Origin of the sequence: Cytobacillus firmus, assembly GCF_023657595.1 — a bacterium.
Classification (GTDB): Bacteria; Bacillota; Bacilli; order Bacillales; family Cytobacillaceae; genus Cytobacillus; species Cytobacillus firmus_B.
In genome coordinates this window covers 2,681,369-2,703,800 of the sequence record NZ_CP098323.1, presented here as the reverse complement: position 1 = coordinate 2,703,800, position 22,432 = coordinate 2,681,369, and the positions used below count along the sequence as shown (strand labels likewise).

Annotated in this window: 21 protein-coding genes; 16 read left to right on the top strand and 5 right to left on the bottom strand. The window is 42.7% G+C overall.

Annotated elements, in window-relative coordinates; translation table 11 throughout:
* Positions 1–492 precede the first annotated feature (492 nt).
* Positions 493–2,049 (bottom strand): amidase, encoded by a 1,557-nt coding sequence (locus NAF01_RS13705; protein WP_250800480.1) that lies wholly within the window; start codon positions 2,047–2,049, stop codon positions 493–495.
* Positions 2,050–2,323: 274 nt separating this feature from the next.
* Between NAF01_RS13705 and rpsN the strand changes: the two genes are divergently transcribed.
* From rpsN to rpmG, 5 genes are read left to right on the top strand one after another with little or no spacing between them, the layout of a single operon-like run.
* Positions 2,324–2,593 carry a 30S ribosomal protein S14 gene (gene rpsN / locus NAF01_RS13700; RefSeq protein ID WP_197215892.1) on the top strand — a complete coding sequence of 90 codons (270 nt, stop codon included), beginning with the start codon at positions 2,324–2,326 and terminating at the stop codon, positions 2,591–2,593.
* Between the two features lie 20 nt (positions 2,594–2,613).
* Positions 2,614–2,865, top strand: coding sequence for a type B 50S ribosomal protein L31 (locus NAF01_RS13695; protein WP_197249709.1), 252 nt, complete (start codon positions 2,614–2,616; stop codon positions 2,863–2,865).
* 30 nt (positions 2,866–2,895) lie between these two features.
* Positions 2,896–3,261, top strand: coding sequence for a hypothetical protein (locus tag NAF01_RS13690; RefSeq protein ID WP_250800479.1), 366 nt, complete (start codon positions 2,896–2,898; stop codon positions 3,259–3,261).
* 56 nt (positions 3,262–3,317) lie between these two features.
* Positions 3,318–4,484, top strand: coding sequence for an FAD/NAD(P)-binding protein (locus tag NAF01_RS13685; RefSeq protein ID WP_250800477.1), 1,167 nt, complete (start codon positions 3,318–3,320; stop codon positions 4,482–4,484).
* A gap of 24 nt (positions 4,485–4,508) precedes the next feature.
* Positions 4,509–4,658, top strand: coding sequence for a 50S ribosomal protein L33 (gene rpmG / locus NAF01_RS13680; protein WP_048011555.1), 150 nt, complete (start codon positions 4,509–4,511; stop codon positions 4,656–4,658).
* 144 nt (positions 4,659–4,802) lie between these two features.
* Here the strand turns inward: rpmG and NAF01_RS13675 are convergent, their stop codons facing one another.
* Complete coding sequence (locus NAF01_RS13675; RefSeq protein ID WP_197249710.1) at positions 4,803–6,806, bottom strand: sigma 54-interacting transcriptional regulator; 2,004 nt, start codon at positions 6,804–6,806, stop codon at positions 4,803–4,805.
* A gap of 157 nt (positions 6,807–6,963) precedes the next feature.
* Here NAF01_RS13675 and yfcC point away from each other — a divergent pair, with 157 nt between their 5' ends.
* The 10 genes from yfcC to NAF01_RS13625 all read left to right on the top strand — a co-directional run bounded on the left by yfcC (position 6,964) and on the right by NAF01_RS13625 (position 18,904).
* The gene (gene yfcC / locus NAF01_RS13670) at positions 6,964–8,466 is read left to right on the top strand and encodes a putative basic amino acid antiporter YfcC (protein ID WP_197215870.1); all 1,503 of its coding nucleotides are present in this window, start codon (positions 6,964–6,966) and stop codon (positions 8,464–8,466) included.
* A 36-nt stretch (positions 8,467–8,502) separates the two neighbouring features.
* A complete protein-coding gene (iadA, locus tag NAF01_RS13665) occupies positions 8,503–9,678 on the top strand; it encodes a beta-aspartyl-peptidase (RefSeq protein ID WP_250800476.1) in 1,176 nt (391 codons plus the stop codon).
* A 149-nt stretch (positions 9,679–9,827) separates the two neighbouring features.
* Positions 9,828–11,354, top strand: coding sequence for a spore germination protein (locus NAF01_RS13660; RefSeq protein WP_250800474.1), 1,527 nt, complete (start codon positions 9,828–9,830; stop codon positions 11,352–11,354).
* A 36-nt stretch (positions 11,355–11,390) separates the two neighbouring features.
* Positions 11,391–12,479, top strand: a complete 1,089-nt coding sequence (locus NAF01_RS13655; RefSeq protein ID WP_250800473.1) for a GerAB/ArcD/ProY family transporter — start codon at positions 11,391–11,393, stop codon at positions 12,477–12,479.
* A complete protein-coding gene (locus NAF01_RS13650; RefSeq protein WP_250800471.1) occupies positions 12,476–13,555 on the top strand; it encodes a Ger(x)C family spore germination protein in 1,080 nt (359 codons plus the stop codon). Before NAF01_RS13655 ends, NAF01_RS13650 begins: the two co-directional genes overlap by 4 nt.
* Before the next feature lie 174 nt (positions 13,556–13,729).
* Positions 13,730–14,593, top strand: coding sequence for a MurR/RpiR family transcriptional regulator (locus tag NAF01_RS13645; protein WP_250800469.1), 864 nt, complete (start codon positions 13,730–13,732; stop codon positions 14,591–14,593).
* Positions 14,590–15,717: a M20 peptidase aminoacylase family protein gene (locus tag NAF01_RS13640; protein WP_250800468.1), complete on the top strand. Its 1,128-nt coding sequence runs from the start codon at positions 14,590–14,592 to the stop codon at positions 15,715–15,717. Before NAF01_RS13645 ends, NAF01_RS13640 begins: the two co-directional genes overlap by 4 nt.
* Positions 15,718–15,719: 2 nt before the next feature.
* Positions 15,720–16,538, top strand: coding sequence for a GNAT family N-acetyltransferase (locus NAF01_RS13635; RefSeq protein ID WP_222501318.1), 819 nt, complete (start codon positions 15,720–15,722; stop codon positions 16,536–16,538).
* 21 nt (positions 16,539–16,559) lie between these two features.
* Positions 16,560–17,726: an o-succinylbenzoate synthase gene (gene menC, locus NAF01_RS13630; protein ID WP_250800467.1), complete on the top strand. Its 1,167-nt coding sequence runs from the start codon at positions 16,560–16,562 to the stop codon at positions 17,724–17,726.
* Between the two features lie 92 nt (positions 17,727–17,818).
* Positions 17,819–18,904, top strand: a complete 1,086-nt coding sequence (locus tag NAF01_RS13625) for a YkvI family membrane protein (RefSeq protein WP_222501316.1) — start codon at positions 17,819–17,821, stop codon at positions 18,902–18,904.
* An 82-nt stretch (positions 18,905–18,986) separates the two neighbouring features.
* Here NAF01_RS13625 and NAF01_RS13620 read toward each other — a convergent pair whose 3' ends face one another.
* Together NAF01_RS13620 and NAF01_RS13615 are read right to left on the bottom strand one after the other, a co-directional pair.
* Positions 18,987–19,487, bottom strand: coding sequence for a hypothetical protein (locus NAF01_RS13620; RefSeq protein WP_222501314.1), 501 nt, complete (start codon positions 19,485–19,487; stop codon positions 18,987–18,989).
* A 104-nt stretch (positions 19,488–19,591) separates the two neighbouring features.
* Positions 19,592–20,932, bottom strand: a complete 1,341-nt coding sequence (locus tag NAF01_RS13615) for an aminotransferase-like domain-containing protein (protein ID WP_222501312.1) — start codon at positions 20,930–20,932, stop codon at positions 19,592–19,594.
* Positions 20,933–21,076: 144 nt separating this feature from the next.
* On the opposite strand from NAF01_RS13615, the gene blaOXA reads away from it, so the two are divergent.
* Positions 21,077–21,871, top strand: a complete 795-nt coding sequence (gene blaOXA / locus NAF01_RS13610) for a class D beta-lactamase (protein ID WP_250800466.1) — start codon at positions 21,077–21,079, stop codon at positions 21,869–21,871.
* A gap of 45 nt (positions 21,872–21,916) precedes the next feature.
* Here the strand turns inward: blaOXA and NAF01_RS13605 are convergent, their stop codons facing one another.
* Positions 21,917–22,378: a hypothetical protein gene (locus tag NAF01_RS13605; RefSeq protein WP_250800465.1), complete on the bottom strand. Its 462-nt coding sequence runs from the start codon at positions 22,376–22,378 to the stop codon at positions 21,917–21,919.
* Positions 22,379–22,432: the final 54 nt, after the last annotated feature.

Genomic DNA, 22,432 nt, shown 5'->3' with positions numbered 1-22,432 from the left:
CAATCGTGACTATTACCTCTGCATCAAAAGTCAGTAAATAGGATGGACTATTGTTATATGAAAAATAAAGGAGCTATCCCAATCTTTTTCTTTGGAATAGCTCCTTTAATTCGTTTAATGTAAGGTATATGTGTGAAAGGGTGGCGGTGCTGCAAAAAGGCGACCTTGTTGATGTGTTTCATTCACATGAATTTTTTTCAGAAGACAGACATCCATATACAAAAATGCTTATAGTTGCAGCAGTCGAGAGCTAAGAGATGTGCAATGAATCATGGAACATATCTTTAGCTTGCTCTTCCTGTTCAGCAGGAAATATAAAAGGACGATTTCCACAAAAATGGTGATCGTCCTTTTTCAACGAAAGGTGCTCTCCTTAAATCAGGAAAAGCGTTATTCTTCCTGAAAAGAGATTCAAGGATAAGATATTTTTTGATATTTTTATTAAGCCTGACATTTTGCTATTGTAACGGGTGCTAATGTTTAAGAAGGTTCTTATTTTAGTTCGGGCGCTTTTCGATGGTTAGTTCCTTCTTGATAAGCGTAGGCTAGTTTAATCAATGTTGGCTCGTCAAATTCTTTTCCAAGCAGCTCGAGCCCTACTGGAAGGCCGTTGTCACTGAAGCCAGCAGGGACCGAGATTGCAGGGAATCCTGAATAAGGACTTAAGCGATTAGCATTCCCTGCACCCTGACTATTGCCCACCTGTGCCGGTAGAGCACTCGAAGTTGGATAGAGAAGTGCATCAAGATCATGTTCATTAAAGGTTACCATTAAGCTTTCTCTTGCCAATTTAGGACGATGGGTAATAATGTCTTGGTATTCCTCATCATTTTCTAATGATTCTCTTTCATTTCGGGATTTTAATCCACTTTCCAAGCTTGGATGGAATTTCCCGCTTTCGATAATATCTGCTAACGTTCTTACAGGTGCATCCGGCCCAAGGCTAGCCAAATAATCATTTAACTGAAATTTAAATTCAAATCCGCTTAAGCTTGGATAAGAAAGAATTGGTCGGAGACTGGGAACTGTTACCTCGAACACTTCTGCTCCAAGGGCTTCCATGTCTGCAATCACTTGATCCATCACTTTATTGACTTCAGGATCATTCCCAAACAGGTCGCGAATAACGCCTATCCGAGCTTTCTTTAATCCATTTTTCTTAAGATAATGAGTATAGGTTTTTGGAACTTTTCCGATACTGGCTTCAGTAACTGGATCTGCCGGGTCATAGCCTGCAATTGCATCGAGCACGACAGCCACATCTTCAACCGTACGTCCTAGCGGTCCGCCGACATCCTGTGATAGTGCAAGTGGAATGATTCCATCGCGGCTGGCAAGTCCCATAGTAGGGCGAAGTCCAACCAGGTTATTAAAGGACGAAGGTATTCGGATGGACCCGCCAGTGTCTGTCCCTAATCCGACAGTTGCAAAGTTGGAAGCAACCGCAGCTGCTGTACCACCGCTTGAACCACCTGGGTATCTTGTTAAATCATATGGATTATAGGTTTGTCCGCCAAGAGAACTAATTGTTTGGAATCCGAAAGCAAATTCATGCAGGTTCGCTTTCCCTAAGATGATTGCACCTTGATCTCTTAATCTTTTTGTTTGATATGCATCCTTTAGAGGGATGGAACCTTCAAGTGACAGGGATCCTGCAGTAGTTTGCATATCGTATGTATCATAGTTGTCTTTTAATATAACCGGAATTCCATGCAAGGGACCTCGAACTTTGCCCGCTTTGCGCTCTTTATCAAGTTTTTTCGCTTCTTCTAATACATTTTCGTCAACTGTAATGATTGAGTTAATGCTGTCATCGTACTCCTCAATTTGATTGAGATAGAACTGAACCAATTCCTCAGAGGTTAATCCCTCCTTCTGCATCGCATGCTGTAATTCAAATATCGTCGCTTCCTCTATCTCAACAGATAAAACTCTTTCAGCGACGGGACTCGCTGAATTAGAAACAGCACCTGCTGGAGCTGCGTACAGACCCAAAGCCATTACTAGAGCAGTGAAGAAAACTATAAACTTGTTATGCGACTTTTCCATATGAAACTCCTTTCATTTTTCGGAATAATTAGAATATACCAATCTATAAATATACTGTATATAAGAGGAAGGTCATAGAATATTAGGTTATATAGGGAGTTTTAACTAATTAGAAGGATTCGTTTTATTCCATTTGAACACGCTGTATAAATTCAGGTGCCAGTCTTTTTTTGTCCAGACACGGGTGTTGCATAAATAAATTATTTATGATTTAATAACGTTATCAAGAATAAATCGTAATTATTACGGTTTACACAATAAAGGGGTGAATGCATTGGCAAAAAAATCAAAAGTGGCGAAGGAGATTAAAAGGCAGAAGCTAGTCTTAAAATATGCTGAATTACGAAGGGAACTCAAGGAGAAGGGTGACTATGATGCGTTAAGGAAGCTTCCAAGGGACTCATCACCGACACGCCTGAAAAATCGCTGCCAGGTAACTGGAAGACCTCGGGGATATCTCCGCAAATTTAAAATGTCCCGAATCGCATTCAGGGAATTTGCTCATAAAGGACAGGTTCCGGGAGTTAAGAAATCAAGCTGGTAAAAAAATTGGAGGTAATGAGAATGAAGGAAAGTATTCATCCGGATTATCATAAAGTGGTATTCATGGATAGTAACAGCGGCTTTAAATTTTTGACAGGATCAACAAAAACAGCAAGTGAAACAATACAGTGGGAAGATGGAAACACCTACCCATTGATCAAGGTGGAAGTAAGCTCAGATACTCACCCGTTTTACACCGGAGTTCAGAAATTTACTGATCGCGGCGGGCGTACAGAACGATTTATGAAGAGATACAACATGAAAGAAAAGTAAGGTAGCCATGAGTCAAGTGAGGTGAAAGAGATGAATTCGCATTTGATGGAAATTATTTCAAGAGAAATCGTAAAATCACTTCCTCCAAAGCAAAAGGAGATTTATGAATTTGTCGTTGGGCTTGAAGATGAATTGGCTCAGGAGGCTTCGACATCTGAAGAATTTATGGCTCTTCTCGTGAAGCATTCACCTCATAGGCAGGCCGCAACTCATTTTAACCTTTCATTTGGCAAGCTCATGATGACCATGCACGAAATTGAAGACATGATAACCAGTCAGCTTGAGGAGAAATTAAGAAATGTAACATGGGTCGAATTAACTGACAGTGTCCGAGCAAAAAAGAAGAGGAATAAAGTCAAATACTTTTATTTTTCGCTAAACGGAAGTCAATTGTAAAAAAATTTTACTCGTTAAATCGTAATGATTTCGTATTAATGAAGCGGGAGGCTCATATGGTCTATGATTGGATCGTAGTAGGAGGCGGCATTCAAGGGACTGCCATTGCAGCCTTCTTAGTTAAGAATAATAAGGTATCACCAGGTAAGCTGCGTATTATAGACCCGCATAAAATGCCATTAGTTCAGTGGACTAAAAATACAGAAAAGATTGGCATGAAATTTCTTCGCTCTCCATTTGTCCATCATCTCGATGTCGATCCGTTTAGCTTAAGGAATTTTGCAGCGAATCACCAATGGAAAAAAAGTGAGTTCTATGGGATGTATAAAAGGCCTTCGCTTGAGATTTTTAATGAGCATAGTCAATCACTTTTCCAGGATCTCGGGCTGGGGGAGAGCTGGCATCAGGGATTTGTAACCGGCATCGACAGGGAAAACGAGGATTGGATTATAAGCGTAGACGAAGGAGATCGTCTAAAATCCAAAAATGTCGTTCTGGCGTTAAGCATAAACGATCAGCTATATTTCCCCGAATGGGCAGATTCTATTATGAATGAGCAGAATCTGCTGTTTCACATTTTTGATGAAGCTGCCGATTTTTCTGCATTGCAGCCTCCAATTTCCGTTGTTGGAGGAGGCATTACAGCCGCGCATACTGCCATTAAGCTTTCAGCGCTTTATCCTGGTCAAGTCACTTTAATAAAAAGACATCCGTTTAGAGTGTGTGATTTTGACAGTGATCCGGGCTGGCTGGGACCCAAGTATCAAAAAAACTATCAGCGAATCCAGGATTACTCAGAGCGAAGGGAAGTCATCAAGAAGGCAAGAAACCGGGGATCACTGCCGTCTGAATTATTTCATAAGCTTCGAAAGCTTGAAAATGACAAAAAGCTGAAGATTACAGATGGGGAAATCACCACCGTGAAGGAGAGCGAAAACAAGGAGCTGATCCTTTCAGTGGACACGAAGGAAGTCAAAGCGCATTCGATTGTTTTGGCGACCGGGTTCAGACCATCCAGACCTGGCGGAAGCTGGCTGGAGAGTGCCATTGAAAAGTTTGCTCTGCCGTGTGCGAAGTGCGGATACCCGATCGTCAGCCAATCACTGGAATGGTGTCCGCACTTATATGTCATGGGTCCGTTAGCAGAACTGGAGATTGGGCCAATTGCCCGAAATATCTCCGGTGCGCGCCAGGCGGCAGAAAGAATCGTCAGAAGTGTTTAAAAAAATTACAGGAGGCGTTTAAAAATGAGAGTTAACATCACACTTGCTTGTACAGAAACCGGGGACAGAAATTATATTACCACCAAAAACAAACGGAACAACCCTGATAGGATTGAATTAATGAAGTATTCACCACGTTTAAAAAAACGTACTTTGCACCGTGAGACTAAGTAAAATAATTTGATCATTCTTCAGCAGAGCTGGTGCGGAAATAAGGCTGGTTTGGAGTGAAATGACAAAGCAGCCATCCTTATTTACAGAGATTGAGCACAATCATACCGGATTGTGCTCAATCTTTTTTATATATCCTATTTATCTTTAAACCAGAGTTTCCAGTCCCTTCTCTGTAATATGTGTACCGGATCTCCCCTTGCGGATCATGACATAGCCCAGCTGCTCTAACTCCTTGAGTCTGAGTCTTACCTGCTGTTCAGTGAGGGGCGAATTTGTTTTCCGGGTTAGAGATGACAGTTTTTTTCTGCTTGCTGGCATTCCGCTTTTATTTAGTTCGTCAATGCATTTCAGTAAGAAATGATGCTCGTTTTTTAAGTTTGAGAGGGTCCCCGGAATCAAAGGAGCATTTGCCGGAGATAGGTCTGCAGGCAAATCTGAAGCTGTCAGCTCATTGTGCTCCGAAACCGCCAGCATGTACTGAACGACATTCTTTAATTCTCTTATATTTCCTTTCCAGTCCATCTTTGATAGCAGCAATAAGGTTTCCTCTGTTATGGAAGCAGAAGGTTTGTGGCTCTGCCTTATAAACGCCCGAATTAAGATCGGAATATCTATTTTTCGCTGCCTTAGAGAAGGGAGGGAAAGTGACAGGACCTTTAAACGGTGGTACAAGTCTTCCCGAAACTTTCCAGCTTCTATCATTTCCTTCAGATTCCGATTGGTTGCGGCAATAATCCTAACATTAATTGGAATAATTTTATTGCCGCCAATTCTGCGGATTTCCCATTCTTCGAGAACTCGCAATAGCCTGGCCTGCAGTTTCATGCTGATATCCCCAATCTCATCCAAAAATAAAGTCCCTTGGTCAGCCTGCTCAAACAGTCCTTTTTTTCCGCCTTTTCGTGCCCCGGTGAACGCGCCATCCTCATATCCGAATAATTCACTTTCAAGCAATTCTTCAGGAAGAGCGTTGCAGTTAATCCCTAAAAAAGGTGCATTTCTCCTGCTCGATTCCGAATGGATGGCTCCGGCGAACAATTCTTTTCCTGTGCCGCTTTCTCCCTGAATTAAGATAGGCAGGTCGGATAATGAAAGTTTCTTGGCAATCCGAATGGTTTCCTGAAGGATCTGGCTCTCACCCAAAATGCTCTGGAATGTATATTTAGATACAAAACCCTTTTTCTGAAGCTCCAGGTTTACTCTTCTTTCCATTTCGATCGTTTCATCCATATTTTTGAATGTGGCAACAATCGTGTTATCATTTTTCATTGGAAAGCGGTGCACCAGCAAGTTTGTTTGTCTGACCGTAAAAGCTTCCTGATCACCAGATTCATCATTTAATAGAAATTCCAGCAGTTCGCTGTTTCTGAATACCTGGCCGATTCTTTTCTTAAACGCATATTCAGGTGAAATTCCTATCATTCTCTCAAGCTCTTTGTTGAAAACTGAAATCGAACCGGATCTGTCAAATGCCAAGATCCCATCATTTACTCCATCCACGACCCTTTTTAAATATTGATTGAGTTTATCGGCTTCCTGTTTCAAGGATGATAGTTTCTTGCTCAGTTCAATTATTTTTCCGGTGTACTTATCTGTGATATTTATTCTGAGGGCTTCCGGCAGTTCAAAATAATCTATAATAGCCATAATCGTGTGGATATCAATAAGCCGTACACCGAGATTGATTTTCGTCGGGATAGAAGAAGGGATTAGATCCATTTCTCCAGGAGTAACGGCAATCTCAATTGAATCTGGAACTTCTCCGCCTGGTGAATAGGGAATATATCGGAGATGGCTGATTCCAAGTCTGTCAAGTGTTTCGATAGAATCCATGGTGCTCTGTGGAAAGTCATTTACAAAAAGGACATTTGTGTCCTTGGGTATTTCAAAAAGGTAATCGATATATTGATAATTTACGGTTCTGTGTGCTGTAATCACTTCACAGGAAGGAGCAATAACATGCTTTACTTCATCATGAATTAGGTAAGAAGAATACACGATTAAGGCATCTTCGATTAATGGGGGCAGATATTCTTCCGACGCAAAGCTTTTTATCCGGATATACTTTCCGAGCATTCCTTTTAGCTGTTCTGTGAGCGCTTTACATGTCTCCCTTGTTCCGGCAAGCAGCACTAATTCATTTTTCATGGTAAGCTCCTTTAATGGTTGATTAATGGTTCTTATTATACCAATTAAATCACCCATTAATAAACCAGTTTCTATTTTTTATCCTTTTATTCAGAATTTTCAACTTGGCACACAAATTGCATTAAGTATTACATCTAGAAATGAAGGGGGAAATAGAATGAAAGAAAAAAACAGAGCCTGGAAGGTGCCGCACACGTTTGTCATTGTTTTCTTTGTGGTCCTTCTGGCAGCCTTGGTTACGTATTTGGTTCCCGTTGGCCAATTCCAGACGGAAGAAGTAACTTATACGCAAAACGGGGAAGAGTCCACCAAGACAGTATTGGTTCCCGACAGCTTTGAAATCGTGAAAGATGAAGAAGGTAATCCTGTCCGACAGGGGACAAGCCTATTTGAGTCTGGGGGAGAAGCCGGGTTTTTAAATTATGTTTTTGAAGGACTCGTATCAGGAGATAAATGGGGATCCGCAGTTGGAGTTGTAGCATTTATATTGATCATTGGCGGAGCATTCGGAATTATAATGAAGACCCGTGCGATTGAAGAAGGCATTTTAAGTGTAATTGACAAGACAAAAGGCAGAGAAATCTTAATCATTCCGATTATGTTTTTCCTATTCTCGCTTGGAGGAGCCGTTTTTGGGATGGGAGAGGAAGCCATTGCGTTTGCGATGATCCTTGTGCCTCTTATGGTTGCACTTGGCTATGATGCGATCACAGGTGTGATGATCACCTATGTGGCAACGCAAATTGGGTTTGCAACTTCCTGGATGAACCCTTTCAGTGTGGCTATTGCACAGGGAGTTTCGGGAGTTCCTGTTCTGTCAGGCGCTCCGTTCCGCATAGGCATGTGGGCTGTTTTCACATTAATTGGAATTATTTATACATGGAAATACGCTTCGGGAATTAAGAAAGATCCGTTGAAATCAGTGAGCTATGAATCAGACAGCTATTTCAGGAAAGAAATGAAAACAGGGGAGCTGAAGGTCCGATTTACTCTTGGACACGGTCTTGTTCTGTTAACCATAGCAGCCGGAATTGCCTGGATTGTATGGGGTGTTGTAGAGCATGCTTACTATATCCCGGAAATTGCCTCGCAATTTTTTACGATCGGATTGGCAGCGGGACTTATTGCTGTTTTCTTTAAGCTTAATAATATGAAGGTAGACGATATTGCTGAAGGATTCATTGAAGGGGCTAAAGATCTTTTGCCGGCAGCATTGGTTGTAGGCATGGCAAAAGGAATTGTGATCATATTAGGCGGAGACAGCCCGGATGCGCCATCTGTATTAAATACAATGCTATTTGGAGCTGGCCAGGTAATAGGAGATTTCCCTGCAGCCCTGTCAGCGTGGTTTATGTATCTTTTCCAATCTGTCTTTAATTTCTTTGTTGTATCTGGATCAGGACAGGCAGCCCTTACAATGCCGCTGATGGCCCCGCTGGCTGATATTGCCGGTGTATCCAGGCAGGTTGCCGTGCTTGCTTTCCAGCTTGGAGATGGTTTAACAAATATTTTTGTTCCAACATCTGCAGCCCTTATGGGTGCTCTTGGAGCAGCAAGGCTCGACTGGGGAACATGGGCAAAATTCATCATCAAATTTTTGCTGCTCCTCATGGGAGTTTCATCACTATTCGTGATTGGCGCAGTATTAATCGGTTTTTAACCAGACATTATATGTTAGACAGAAAGGGGTTTATCCTTGTTAACTCTTATAAAAAACGCAGATATTTATTCTCCGCATTTACTTGGGAAAAAGGATATCTTACTCGTTCATAATAAAATAGGCTATATCCGCGATTCCATTGAACTGCCGGAGCTTTCATTTGCGGATATTGAAGTCATTAATGCCGAAGGAAAAATGGCCGTTCCGGGATTTATCGATTCACATGTTCATATCATCGGAGGCGGCGGTGAGGGGAGCTATAAAACCCGGACACCGGAAATACAGCTGACAGATGCTACACTGTCTGGCATCACTACGCTGGTGGGTGTCATTGGTACAGACGGAACAACACGGACGATGGCTAGTCTTATTGCTAAAGCGCGGGCACTTGAGGAAGAAGGAATCACCTGTTATGTCCAGACGGGTTCTTATCAGGTGCCGGTAAAAACGCTGACTGGAAAAATTGAAGATGATCTCATTCTGATTGACAAGATTATCGGTGTCGGAGAGATTGCGATTGCAGACCACCGTTCTTCCCAGCCGACAGTTGAAGAAATGGCCAAAATTGCTTCAGCTGCACGTGTGGGTGGAATGCTTTCCGGTAAAGCGGGAATCGTAAATGTCCATGTAGGTGATAGTTATGATCATTTAAGGCTCTTGGAGGATATTGCGGAGAATACCGATATACCAATCAAACAATTCTACCCGACACATATTAACCGAAATCCGCATTTATTTGAAGCTGGCATACGTTATGCCAAAAATGGCGGCTATGTCGACTTCACGACAAGCTCGATTCCAAAGTTTTTCGAAGAGGGGGAAGTAAAGTGCAGCAAGGCCCTCAGAATCATGCTGGACGAAGGGGTTCCTGCAGGCCAAATTACGTTTACTTCAGACGGACAGGCCAGCCTGCCTGATTTCAATGAGCAGGGAGAACTAATTGGACTGCAAATTGGCAAGGTTTCCACACTTTTTTCCGAAGTGCGGGATGCGATCCTTCAAGAAGGGGTCTCCATGGAAAATGCACTGTCTGTCATTACCAAAAATCCAGCTTCTATCCTTAAGCTTCACCAAAAAGGAAGGATAGAGGAAGGGAAAGATGCAGACTTAGTGCTTTTGAATAAAGAAACATTGGCAATTGAAACGGTTTTTTCCCTGGGAAAAAAAATGGTTGAAGACGGTAAGGCTGTTGTGAAAGGAACTTTTGAATAACGCCCATAAATAATTAAAATATATAAGATGATAGTATTGTTTTTCGCAGCATCAAAAGCAGATAATTATCTAACATATTGCAAAAGAATAAATAAAACCCCCCGGCACATACTAAAACTACGATTTGTTAAGTTTTGGAGGAGTGTCCGGTGGGTTTTTTTAAATCTAAATTAAAAAGGTTTAATAGGGACAACAAACAAAAGAAGAATGGAAATACTGAGCATGAATTAAGGATTGATGAACTCCTTCATCGCTGTAAAGAATCTGCGGATTTTGTTTCCTACAGATATTCAGAATCCAGCCCATTTTATATACATTATTACCAGACTATTGTAGACATTAACATCCTGCATCAATATGTATTGCCTTATATCAAAGAAAATGAGAGCAAATCCCTGTTTGATCTTCAGCAGGCTATTCCCATTGATAATACTGAAATTATAGATAATGTTCATGAAATAAGGGATAAACTGCTGACAGGCTGTGTTGTCATAGAAGTAAAAGGTTCACTGCAAGAGGCTCTGGTCATTTCTGCCGTTTCGCTTGAGAAGAGGCCCGTCAGCATGCCGGAAGTCGAGTACAGTGTTGTGGGGCCAAAGGAAGCTTTCGTCGAATCGATTGATGCTAACATCAATCTGGTCAGGAAAAGGCTGCCTATTCCAGATCTTATCGTGGAAGAAGTAAAAATAGGCAGTCTGACGAAAACAAGAGTGGCTGTTCTTTATATTGAAGGAATTACGGACAAAGAAAACGTAAATACCATTCTGCAGCGGCTGAATGAGATTCAATTTGATCAAATCGTGGACAGCTCTTTTATTAACCAGATCATTTCCGATAACCACAATTCTCCCTTTCCTCATTTAATTGACACGGAAAGGCCTGATAGGGTAGCGAGTGTGCTCTCGGAAGGGAAAATAACGATCATTGTAGATGGCTCACCTCATGCCCTTACCGGTCCTACAACTCTCGTAGAGTTTTTTTCAGCTTTTGAGGATTACTTTTTATCATGGCATATTGCCTCCATTTTTCGGCTTGTCCGCTTGTTCGCCGTATTCTTTTCCGTGTTGTCGACTTCACTTTATGTAGCCGTGCTCACATATCATTACGAAATGATTCCGGAAAACCTGCTTAACCCGCTTATTGCTTCAAGGAGCGGGATCCCGTTCCCGCCGATACTGGAAGCGATTATTTTGGAACTGACCATTGAGCTATTGCGTGAGGCTGGAGCAAGGCTGCCAACCAAAATCGGTCAGACGATAGGTATCGTAGGCGGTATTGTTATCGGGACTGCGGCAGTACAGGCCGGGCTGACCAGTAATGTGCTGCTGATCATCGTAGCGCTTGCGGCCCTGGCATCTTTTACAACACCTGTCTATCAAATGGGCAATACGATCCGTTTAATCCGTTTTCCTTTTTTAATCACTGCACAGTTGTGGGGACTTCTGGGAGTTACCTTTTGTTTTTCATACATTTTGAGTCATTTGCTTAAAATGACTTCTCTGGGACGCCCATATTTGGCACCCGTCTATCCTTTACGGCTGGATGACTTAAGAGATTCCCTCTTCCGCCTCCCGTTTTTCATGCAAACAAAGCGGCCTTTGCAGGTTAGATCACCTGTACGAACTCGTTTTCGGCCCAAAAAGCACGAGAAATCGAAAAGAGACATAGAAGATTAATTGGAGTGAATATGTTCCGATAAAGGAGGCTAGCTGATGTTTCCATTGCCTAAAGAGGATAAAAAGGTATCTCCCTATTTTGTATTTTATTTAATACATGCGATGCAAATAGGTGTAGGGATTCTGGGATTTGAAAGAATTATTGTCCAGTCGGCCGGCTATAGCGCCTGGATTGCAATCTTAACATCCGGCGCCTCCATTATCGGATTGGTATGGGTTTCCTATCGAATTTTGAATAAGGGAAATAACGACATCGTGGCCATCCACGCTGAAATTATGGGGAAATGGATTGGCGGTTTTTTCAGCTTTATATTCTTGTTATACTTCTTTGCTTTTGCGCTGGTTGTACTTAGATCCTATGTGGAAGTGCTCCAGGTTTGGGTATTTCCCGAAGTCTCAGAATGGATATTCATACTGATTATCATATTTTTAGCCTATTCCTATGTCACAGGAGGTTTTCGGGTTGTAACAGGGGTAAGCTATTTAGGGGTTTTATACGGCTTGCCGCTATTGCTGGTTAAATTTTATCCTTTACAGTATGCTGATTATGGTAATCTGCTGCCAATCTTGAATGCTTCTCCCGCAGAATTATTTAAGGCTTCCAAAGAGATGACTCTTAATTTTCTCGGGTTCGAGACGCTTTTTATGTTTTATCCTTTTATAAAAGATGGGCCGAAATCCGAAAAGTGGGCTTATTTCGGGGTGCTTTTCAGCATATTTATATATCTGCTCACTGCTTTTGTTACCTTTGTCTACTTTAACCAGGAACAGTTGAAAGGCACCATTTGGGCTACACTCACACTTTGGAAAATCGTGGACTTAATCATTGTGGAAAGGTTCGAGTACATAGGAATTTCCGTATGGTTTTTTGCCATTCTTCCGAATATTTGCATCGGCCTCTGGTGTGCAAGCAGGGGAATGAATCGTCTGTTTCCCGTCTCTCAGAGAAGTGCCTTGAGGATTTTTTGCCTATTGCTGTTTTTCATCAGCATTCTATTAACAGATAGACAGCAAATTGATTTGCTTCAGAAAGCTGTCTCCCAAATCGGGTTATATACCATCTATTTCTACTTACCATGCTTGCTGGTCTTACAATATATCATCATGAAGGTGAAAAAAGCATGAATGTTAAAAACTATTTATGCTGTTCCTTGATTCCAATCCTTCTGGCAGGCTGTACTCCAAGTCCAAAGGTATTGGAGGATATCCAATTGGTGCAGACCTTTGGCTATGATTATGTCAATGGTGAGGAATTTGAAGGAACAGCAGGCTCCTCCAATATACCTCCAGGTGAACAATCATTGCCTGTAAATGAGGTTTTTTCTGCAACAGGGAAGACCAGTAAACGGATCAGGCAAAAGATTCAGGCTGAAGCTGCAAGGCCCATAGTTGTTGGCAGGGTGGGTCTGGTCATCTTCAATCAGGAACTTGCAGAGCATGGCATTGAAAATCAAATAGACAGTCTGCAGAGAAACCCCAGCATTGGCCGGAAATTGCTGCTGGTTGTATCAAAAGAGAAGGCGAAAGACATCATTGATGCTAATTACTCGCAAAGTGATTCTGTATCGCAGTATTTAATTGATGTGGTTGAACAGAATCTTGAGCAGACTATTCCTGATGTAAATTTACACCGTTTTCTTGTTCACTATTACAGCAAAGATGCCGACCCTTTTTTACCTTTAATTGAGAAACAGGGAAAGCATTTGAAAGTAAGCGGACTGGGAATTTTTAAAGATGATAAGCTTGTTGATACAATCAGCTTTGGTGACGCCTATATCTTTAAAATACTTTATGAAAAATTTCGGCGGGGACAATTTGAAGTGGAGCTTAGCGGCGGAGAAGATGTAAGTCTCGAAAACCTTTCATCAAAACCTAAAATACAGGTGGACAAGAGAAATGGGAAATATACAGCTGCATTTAAGGTGAAAGTAAACGGCAGAGCGATGGAAGGGGTTGATTTAGATCTTACAGACAAGAAAACGATTGAGAGAATTGAAAGTGCAGTGGAAAAAGAAATAATTGAGAGAGCAGAGAAAATGGTCAAGAGGTTCCAGGAATTGAACACAGATCCCCTTCGGATCGGAGAAAAGGCCAGGCAGCGCTCCGATTTTAATCGTAAGGAATGGAAAGAGCAGTATAGTCAAATGGAAATTAAGATTGAAGCAGATGTGAATGCTGTTCAATCAGGGATAATAGAGTAATCCTGTAAAGGATAGGTAAAAGTGGCATCCGATATGGGTGTCATTTTTACTTATAAAATTTTCAGAATTATTGTTGTTTTCCGAAGAAATATATGATAGTTTAATTAAAACGAAGCACAGACTTCAAAAAACAAAAGAATACAGCATAAACTTCATATTTTAAGGTGATCCTAAATGATATTAAAAGAAACCATAGAAAAAGAGTTTAATAACCTCTCCAAAGGCCAGCAGAAGGCAGCGAAGTATTTGCTCGACCATCCGAAGGATTTTGCCGTAAAGTCTGCGGGTGAGATCGGCAAAAGAATCGGGGTCAGTGAAACGACCGTCATCCGTTTCTGTTATTCGATTCAGCTTTCCGGCTATTCTGAGCTTCAGAAGATGGTAAGGGAACAGCTTTTGAAAGCGAATAGCACACTGGGGCAGTATTTTACGAGTAAGGTGGAACTGGCCGAAAAGCCGGAGTTCCTGGCAACTGTGATGGAGAAGGATTGTCTGCATATACGGGAAACGATGCAGAATATCAGTCAGGATGATTTCGATGCTTTGGTTGACCGGCTGATCGAATCGAAAAATATATATATTACAGGACTTCGGTCTTCTTTCTCCGCAGCAAGCTGGCTTTCTTTTACCCTTGGAGTAGTAAGGGGAAATGCGAAGCTGATCCGGCCGGATACGGATGATCTGCTTTTGACGGTCACAGAAATGGATAAAGATGCGACGTTCATTGCCATTTCATTCGACCGTTATATGAAGGATACGATCAAATTGGCGGAATTGGCGAAAAAGCAGGGAGCATTTGTGATTGGCATAACTGATTCAGCGATCGCGCCTATTAAAGAGCATGCCGATTTGCTTTTTCAAATCCATTCATCGGAAAAATCGACGATTGATGCAGCACCCGCATTATTTTCCTTTCTGAATGCGGTGATTGCAGGGGTGTCCATTCAAGATCGTGACCGATTTGAAGCAAGGAAAGAACAATATGAAAAGCTGGAAAGTGAGCATTTTTTTATACAGCCGGGAGGGAAGTTAGATTGAAGGAAATGATTGAAGAGCTTAAACCCGCGTTAGAGATGGTATTTACGCATTTGCACGAACATCCGGAAGTGAGCTGGAGGGAATATAAAACCACCGAGTACCTGCAGAAATTTCTTGAATGCCGGGGATTCCGGGTTCAGCTGTTTGGGGATTGCACCGGTTTAGTTGTTGAAGTGGGGGAAGGGAGTCCGTGTGTCGCTCTGAGAGCCGATATGGACGCTCTTTGGCAGGAAGTGGACGGCAAGTTTCAGGCGAATCATTCCTGCGGCCATGATGCCCATATGACAATGGGAGTAGGTGCGATTTTGCTGCTGCAAAAGGCGGGATTCCCCAAGAAAGGCAAGCTGAAATTCATCCTCCAGCCTGCTGAAGAAAAGGGCACCGGCGCTCTCAAAATGATTGAGCATGGCGTGCTGGATGACGTTGATTACCTGTACGGTGTACACCTTAGGCCCATCCAGGAAATAATAGACGGGGAAGCATCGGCAGCGATTTACCATGGTGCTGCAAGATTTTTGACCGGGGAAATTATCGGGGAAGACGCCCATGGCGCCCGCCCGCATCTTGGTCAGAATGCCATCGAGATTGGCGCTTCTTTCATTCATGAAATCAAAAATATTCATTTGGATCCCATGGTCCCCCATACGGCTAAGATGACCAAGTTTCATGCCGGCAGTGACTCAGGCAATATCATACCGGGAAAAGCTTCCTTCAGTTTAGACCTGCGAGCTCAAACAAATGAAGTGATAAACGCACTGTCTGAAAAAATGGAAACGATCACGGAGTATTTATCCAAGCTCTACGGAGTCAAAATTACACTCGAGACGAAAGCGAATGTGGCAGCAGCCCAGGTAGATGAAGAAGCGCAGCATTTTCTGGAGAAGGCCATAATTGATGTACTGGGAGCCGGCCAATTACGGGAGCCAATTGTGACTTCAGGCGGGGAAGACTTTCATTTTTATACCCTCAAAAAGCCGAATATTAAGGCCGCAATGCTAGGATTGGGCTGTGATTTACAGCCTGGGCTTCATCATCCGGACATGACGTTTAATCGGGAAGCCATTTACTCAGGAGTGGAAATATTGGCCAGGGCGGTAATGGCCACTTTGGAGAAGGAGGAGTGAAGATGGCTGCTGTGACAATTGATTTGCGGGTATTAAAGACAGCATCCGATATGAGGCTCATTCAAAAACTGGAGGAGACAATCTGGAACATGGCTCCCCTGCCGGTTCATCAAACCATCACGGCTGCCCAGAATGGCGGGCTTCTCCTCGGGGCATTTATAGAAGAAGACCTGGTGGGATTCAGCTACGGATTTCCCGGTTTCAGCAAGGGAAAAGGGTATATGTGCTCCCATATGCTCGGCATTCACCCCGACCACCAGGATAAGGGGCTTGGCGCATTATTAAAGCAGAAGCAAAAGGAACTGGCAGCTGAGATGGGATATGATCTGATCACCTGGACGTTTGATCCGCTTGAAAGCCGGAATGCCTATTTAAATCTTAATAAACTGAATGCGGTTTGCTCCACATATGTGGAAAATTGCTATGGAGATATGGATGATAATTTGAATCATGGACTGCCGACAGACCGGCTAAAGGTGGAATGGTGGATTACCAGTCCACATGCCGGTGATCCGCTCAGGATTGAAACAGCGTCTGCCAAGAATCCGTTTGACTGGGGAATATCAGAGGACAACTTTCCTGTTTTATTAAATACGGAATGGGATGCTTCTGGAGGACCTGTACTTGTTCCGATTCCGGCAAACTTTCAAGCTATTAAAAATCAAAATTTCGAGCTTGCGATGGACTGGCGCTTCAAAACCAGAGGGATTTTTCAGGCGTTATTTTCAAAAGGATATGCCATGGCAGGTTTTGTAAAAGGTACAGAAGGCCCGGTACATTACTATGCATTAGTTCAAAGAAACGAGCTTAAGCTCAACTAACATGAAAAGGCGGGAATGAATATGAAAGTGACAGAAGTTGTATTGCGGCATATGAAAATGAGAATGAAAGCACCATTTACAACAAGCTTTGGCACGTTTCAGGATAAAGAATTTCTTTTATTGGAAGCAAAGGATGAGAACGGTGTTAGCGGCTGGGGAGAATCAGTTGCCTTTCATTCACCATGGTATAACGAAGAAACACTGAAAACGAACTGGCATATGCTTGAAGATTTCATCATTCCGAATCTATTAAACAAAGAAATGGAACACCCTGATGATGTGTCAGAAACCCTCTCCTACATACGGAAAAACAATATGGCGAAATCGGCATTTGAAGGGGCTGTTTGGGACTTATATGCCAAGCAGAAGGGAATTTCGCTTGCGAAGGCGCTTGGCGGGTCAGCGAATGAAATTGAGGTTGGAATCAGCATCGGGATTCAGGACCGTGTTGAGGATTTGCTGAACCTCATTGATGAATATGTAGAGGATGGCTACAAACGAATTAAAGTGAAAATCAAGCCGGGCTGGGATGTTGAGGTCATGAGAGAAGTGAGAAAGCATTTCCCGGATATAGCGCTTATGGCGGATGCAAACTCAGCCTACACACTTGATGATATTGAACTGTTAAAACAGCTGGATGAATTTGATTTAATGATGATCGAGCAGCCGCTGGCCTCTGATGATATTATTGACCATGCTGTTCTTCAGAGGGAACTTAAAACACCGGTCTGTCTCGATGAAAGCATCCATTCCTATGAGGATGCGCGCAAGGCGATTGAACTAGGAAGCTGCAAAATTATTAATATCAAAATCGGCCGTGTCGGGGGCTTGACAGAATCCAAAAAAATTCATGACCTCTGCCAGGAACGCAGCATCCCGGTATGGTGCGGGGGCATGCTGGAATCCGGCATCGGCAGGGCGCACAATATTGCCTTAACCACACTATCAAACTTCATTATGCCTGGAGACACAGCTGCATCATCCCGCTATTGGGAGAAGGATCTGATTGAACCTGAAGTAACCGTAGAAGATGGGATGATCAAGGTTCCAGAAAGATCCGGTATTGGCTATGAACCGAATTATGAAACTATTAGAGAATTTACTGTTTTTGAAAAGAAATTTGCGTTGGGGGAGCAGAATGAACAAGCAGCCCTCATTGGCGGGAATAGTGCCACTCAAATCAAATAAAAAGCGTAAATGACACTCGGAGAGAGAGGATACTCTCTTTCTCTTTTAAACAAAGTTGTCGAAAAATTCAAATATTAAAAGGGGGAATAGGTTTGAAAAAGAGTATTCAGATTGCCGGGGCCTTTATTGGGGTCATTGTCGGAGCAGGTTTTGCTTCTGGGCAGGAGATTTTGCAGTTTTTTACGGGCTTTGGCTGGATGGGGATTGCCGGAGGCGTGCTCGCGACTTTTTTCTTTGCTTTTCTTGGCATGAATTTAACGCAGCTGGGAAGCCGTCTGCAAACAGATTCCCATAAAGATGTGATTTACCATATTTGCGGAAAGTATCTTGGGATGGCTGTTGATTTCATCATTACATTCTTCCTTTTTGGGGTGGCCGTCGTCATGCTTGCCGGATCGGGATCGATTTTCGAAGAGCAATTCGGCATCCCGAGTATGGCCGGGAATATTATTATGGCTGTGGTAACGATCCTGACAGTATGTCTAAATATCCAAAAAGTGATTTCAATTATCAGCCTGGTTACGCCATTTCTGCTGCTTATGGTGGTTATCATTAGCGTCTATGCCCTAAGCACGATGGGGCTGGATTTCCCGGAAGTTCAGAAATTGGCAGAAAGCCAAACGCCTGCTGCTTCCAACTGGTTTATGGGTGGATTATTATATGTTTCTTACAATATTGCGGCTGGTGCAGCGATGCTTGCTGTCATGGGCGGCACCACGAAGAATGAAAAGCAGGCTGGCTTGGGCGGAATCTTGGGCGGTGTTGGCCTGGGTGTCCTGATTTTACTGATCAATGTAGCCATGCTGGTCAAAATGGACGTGGTGGAGGGATCTCCAATGCCGATCCTTGCCCTTGCAAATGAAATTTCACCGGCATTTGGACTGTTAATGTTTGCTGTCCTGCTGGGTATGATCTACAACACTGCTGTTGGTATGCTGTATGCCTTCACAGCCAGGGTAGTAAAAAGGGAAAATCCTAAGTTTAACGTCTTTGTTGTATTATTTGGAGCTGCCGCTTTTGGCGCCAGTTTCATAGGCTTCATCACATTGGTCGGAACGGTTTATCCATTAATGGGGTACTTAGGATTTACATTGATTACGGCTATTGTCTTTGCTTGGGTTAGAGGGAAGAGGAAGGCTGTTGGGAGTATTGGTAATGGAGTTGCTTTGAAACAGTAGAAACCTAGAAAGCTCAGTTCTGCTGAGCTTTCTATAACCTCTTAAAATTTCGTCATACTTGCCTTGACTGGTATTCAATTCCTTAATAAAGATTGTAACCGCCATTCTCCGGTCCGATTCCAGCTGAAGGAAAAGATACACCCATCGTACGCAAAGCTTCTTTAGCTTGAGATAGGTAATTTTCTGCCTGGTCCTGCCATCTGATGATCAAACTTATAAACGCCTTATACTCTGGACCTGCATTTTCCTCCATCGTTTTTAGTCCTTCCCGCACCTTTTTATCCTGATTTTCCGCATTCACGATGCAAGCCGCCATAGTGTCGATAATTGATTGCCGCTGTTCTCCATTTACTAGTCTATGTGCACATCCGACAGCGGTCACGCGGTGATAAGAAGCCGGAACCAGGTGGTTGTGCATCTCTGCATTACCTTTTAAATCTTTAGTCTCGGGAATATGAAAAAGTTCAGAACTCATGGAACAAACCATTTCTTCAGCATATAAACTTTGCTGCAGCAGTGTTAAAATATCTCCCCAGCTAGTTGCCCGATAATATGGATAATAATAAGGATTCAATCGAACCATCTCCTTTTATGGATATTGGAACCCCATCATTATAGATATGATTGTTAATCGGGGGTCATGTCATTTTGGGAAGTGGCGTTAGTCCATATTTGGATCTTTCAGGTTTAAAAATTGACTAACATACGAATCCCTTCCCCGATTTTTTTCACCCCAACCGCAATTTTCCTGTCATCCACCTGTGACACGCTTAACCGGATACGGTTTTCCTGCCTGTATTCAGGGAGGTACATACCTGTTGCATCCTGAACCAAAACATTTTTCTTTTGGAGATATTCCACAAGATGCTTTGCTTTTAATCTGCCTGGAAGCTCAATTGTTGAATAGAATCCCGAATCCCCGCCAGTAAAAGCAGCACCTGGAGGCAGATGCTCCAGGTACGCCTTTTTGAGAATGGTGCCTTTCTTTTTGTATTGCCGCCTGAGTTTTTCAATATGGGCTTTGAACATTCCGCTGCTTAAGTAAATCTCAAGTGCCCCTTGTGTGAGAACTGGTGTATGGACGTCCGCTGCAAATTTGGCTTGAGTAAAGCTTTTCATTAGTGCTTCCGGAAGAACGGCCAATCCCAATCGCAGCCCAGGCAGCAAAACTTTTGAAAAGCTTTTTGTGTAAATGACTCTTCCGCACGGATCAAAGGCAAACATGGGGTCTGCCTTTTTTCTGGTATCAAGGTCTCCCATATAGTCATCCTCGATAATGTAGACATCATATTTCTGAGCGAGCTCGACAATGTGCTTTTTTTCCTGGTTGGAGTAGCTGCAGCCTGTCGGGTTCTGGAATCGGGAAACTGTGTAGAAAAACTTGACGCTCCGTTCTCTGAATATCTTTTCTAAATAATTAAGATCTATGCCTTTCTGACTCACCTCAATCCCGATCGGCTTCAAGCCGCGCGAAATAATGGAATCTATGAAACTGAAGTGTGTTGGCTGTTCAGCGCAAATCTCATTTTTATTATTGGGAAAAGGCAGTGAGATTAATAGATCCAGAGCCTGCTGGGATCCTGATACAACGGCAATTCTTTCAGGCGGGGCGAAAACCTGCAAATCCTGAAGCTGAGCTGACAGCTGCTGCCGCAGACTCTCCAGGCCAAGGGGATGGGAATACTGAAACATTTCCTCTTTATAAAGCTCGATTGCCTGATTCATGCAATGCTGATAATCCCGGTATGGCATCTTGCTTTTATCCGGTCCTGCTGAGACAAAGTCTATTTTAATTTGAGTTTGTTTTTTGGGCATATCCGAGCCTACTGCAAAATAGCCGCTTTTGGGCACTGAATAAATCAGATGTGCCTTCTCCAATTCACTGTAGGCTTTCAGTACAGTGTTGATGCTGCAGTTGAATTCTTTGGCCAATCTGCGGATGGAAGGGAGCTTTTCTCCGGATTTCAGCCGTTCATCATCCAATCTGGATTGGATTTCTTCTATGACTTCATCATATTTATTGCCCATTATTATGCTCCTCTCAGGAATCTGTATGGGTACAGATAGCCGAAATATTACTTTTCTGTGTTCATTATGCTGTTTATAGTATAAGGGACAAATATGGAGCACACATCATGACGGAAATCCTATTTTATGAAGGAGGAAGAAAAGATGAAGTGGATGAGGAGAGCGGGGATGGCTGTTCTTGCGGTATTAGTGCTGCTGGCAGGTACAGGTGCTGAGGCATTAGGCGGAAGAGAAAACACGAAGGAGCTGCACATTGAAGAGGCTTTTGCAGGTAAAGAGGGAACTATGGTTCTCAAAAATCTTAAGAATGACAAGGTGTATGTCTATAACAAGGAGAGGAGTATAGAGAGATTGACGCCGGAGTCAACCTTCAAAGTCGCTAATGCCCTAATCGGGCTCGAGACTGCAGCAGTCCGAGATGAGTACGAGGTGAAAAGGTGGGATGGAGTCGAACGGGAATTCGAAAGCTGGAACCGGGATCATTCGCTTGCTTCTGCCATGAGGGAATCGGCTATCTGGTTTTATCAGGACCTGGCGAGAACCATTGGGGAGAAAAATATGCAGGAATACGTTACAAAAATTTCCTACGGTAACCAGGACATATCCGGCGGTATTGATTCGTTCTGGCTGAACAGCAGCCTGAGAATATCTGCAGCAGAACAAGCTGGTTTTATCGAAAAGCTCGTGAAGGAGAAGCTGCCTTTTACTGAAAAAAATCAAAAAATAGTCAAACGAATGATGATTCAGGATGAACAGGATCACTTCATTTTACATGGCAAAACTGGGACAAGGCTCTCTGACTTGGGACTTGGCTGGTATGTTGGTTTTATAGAAACAGATAAGGGCACATGGGTGTTTGCGGTGAATTTCGATGGAACAGGCACTGAAGCCAAAAATATTGCTTTGGAAGTATTGAAGGAGAAAAAAATTCTTAAATAGAATGCAGCTGATTCAGCGAGGGAAACCATGTCTATGGTTTCCCTTTTACTGAACTTCCGCCACGAAGGTATAAGATATTTCACCATTTTTCCATTCCGCTAAGACTTCATAAATATATTTACCCTTATCTGCAGGCACAGTTATTTGATCATCCTCCAGCTTGATTTCTTTTTCTTTACCTGTTTCATTCCATAAAAATACTTTCATTACTGGATCATCTTCAATTTTAACTTTGACTTTCTGCTCCGGTTTCACACGAATTGGTTTAAGAAGTTCTGCCATCTGATTTGGTGATGCATGATCTGTTGTCACTGTTTCCGTTTCAAGCCCTTTTTTTCTAACCCACCGATAGCCTCCTTTTTCAATTGAATAGTCTGATCCGTTCACTTCAACAGCTGCCGTCTTCTCTGGCGGAAATTCAGCTTGATCTACCGATTTATCTGAACATCCAAACAGTAAGCTGACAGAAAGAATTACTATCATTCTAACTAACTTAATGCCCCGCATCTTGCCACCCGCCTTTTGAGATATAAAAACAGTTTAACTGAAAAAGGAATTCAT

What these genes read in the sequence shown, in the direction of transcription:
- blaOXA (WP_250800466.1), top strand. Translation starts at nt 21,077, where the DNA reads ATGAAGTGGATGAGGAGAGCGGGGATGGCTGTTCTTGCGGTATTAGTG.
- NAF01_RS13620 (WP_222501314.1), bottom strand. Translation starts at nt 19,487, where the DNA reads ATGGTTCGATTGAATCCTTATTATTATCCATATTATCGGGCAACTAGC.
- NAF01_RS13650 (WP_250800471.1), top strand. Translation starts at nt 12,476, where the DNA reads ATGAATGTTAAAAACTATTTATGCTGTTCCTTGATTCCAATCCTTCTG.
- NAF01_RS13685 (WP_250800477.1), top strand. Translation starts at nt 3,318, where the DNA reads ATGGTCTATGATTGGATCGTAGTAGGAGGCGGCATTCAAGGGACTGCC.
- yfcC (WP_197215870.1), top strand. Translation starts at nt 6,964, where the DNA reads ATGAAAGAAAAAAACAGAGCCTGGAAGGTGCCGCACACGTTTGTCATT.
- NAF01_RS13635 (WP_222501318.1), top strand. Translation starts at nt 15,720, where the DNA reads ATGGCTGCTGTGACAATTGATTTGCGGGTATTAAAGACAGCATCCGAT.
- NAF01_RS13675 (WP_197249710.1), bottom strand. Translation starts at nt 6,806, where the DNA reads ATGAAAAATGAATTAGTGCTGCTTGCCGGAACAAGGGAGACATGTAAA.
- NAF01_RS13695 (WP_197249709.1), top strand. Translation starts at nt 2,614, where the DNA reads ATGAAGGAAAGTATTCATCCGGATTATCATAAAGTGGTATTCATGGAT.
- NAF01_RS13615 (WP_222501312.1), bottom strand. Translation starts at nt 20,932, where the DNA reads ATGGGCAATAAATATGATGAAGTCATAGAAGAAATCCAATCCAGATTG.
- NAF01_RS13690 (WP_250800479.1), top strand. Translation starts at nt 2,896, where the DNA reads ATGAATTCGCATTTGATGGAAATTATTTCAAGAGAAATCGTAAAATCA.
- rpmG (WP_048011555.1), top strand. Translation starts at nt 4,509, where the DNA reads ATGAGAGTTAACATCACACTTGCTTGTACAGAAACCGGGGACAGAAAT.
- menC (WP_250800467.1), top strand. Translation starts at nt 16,560, where the DNA reads ATGAAAGTGACAGAAGTTGTATTGCGGCATATGAAAATGAGAATGAAA.
- NAF01_RS13655 (WP_250800473.1), top strand. Translation starts at nt 11,391, where the DNA reads ATGTTTCCATTGCCTAAAGAGGATAAAAAGGTATCTCCCTATTTTGTA.
- NAF01_RS13705 (WP_250800480.1), bottom strand. Translation starts at nt 2,049, where the DNA reads ATGGAAAAGTCGCATAACAAGTTTATAGTTTTCTTCACTGCTCTAGTA.
- NAF01_RS13605 (WP_250800465.1), bottom strand. Translation starts at nt 22,378, where the DNA reads ATGCGGGGCATTAAGTTAGTTAGAATGATAGTAATTCTTTCTGTCAGC.
- NAF01_RS13645 (WP_250800469.1), top strand. Translation starts at nt 13,730, where the DNA reads ATGATATTAAAAGAAACCATAGAAAAAGAGTTTAATAACCTCTCCAAA.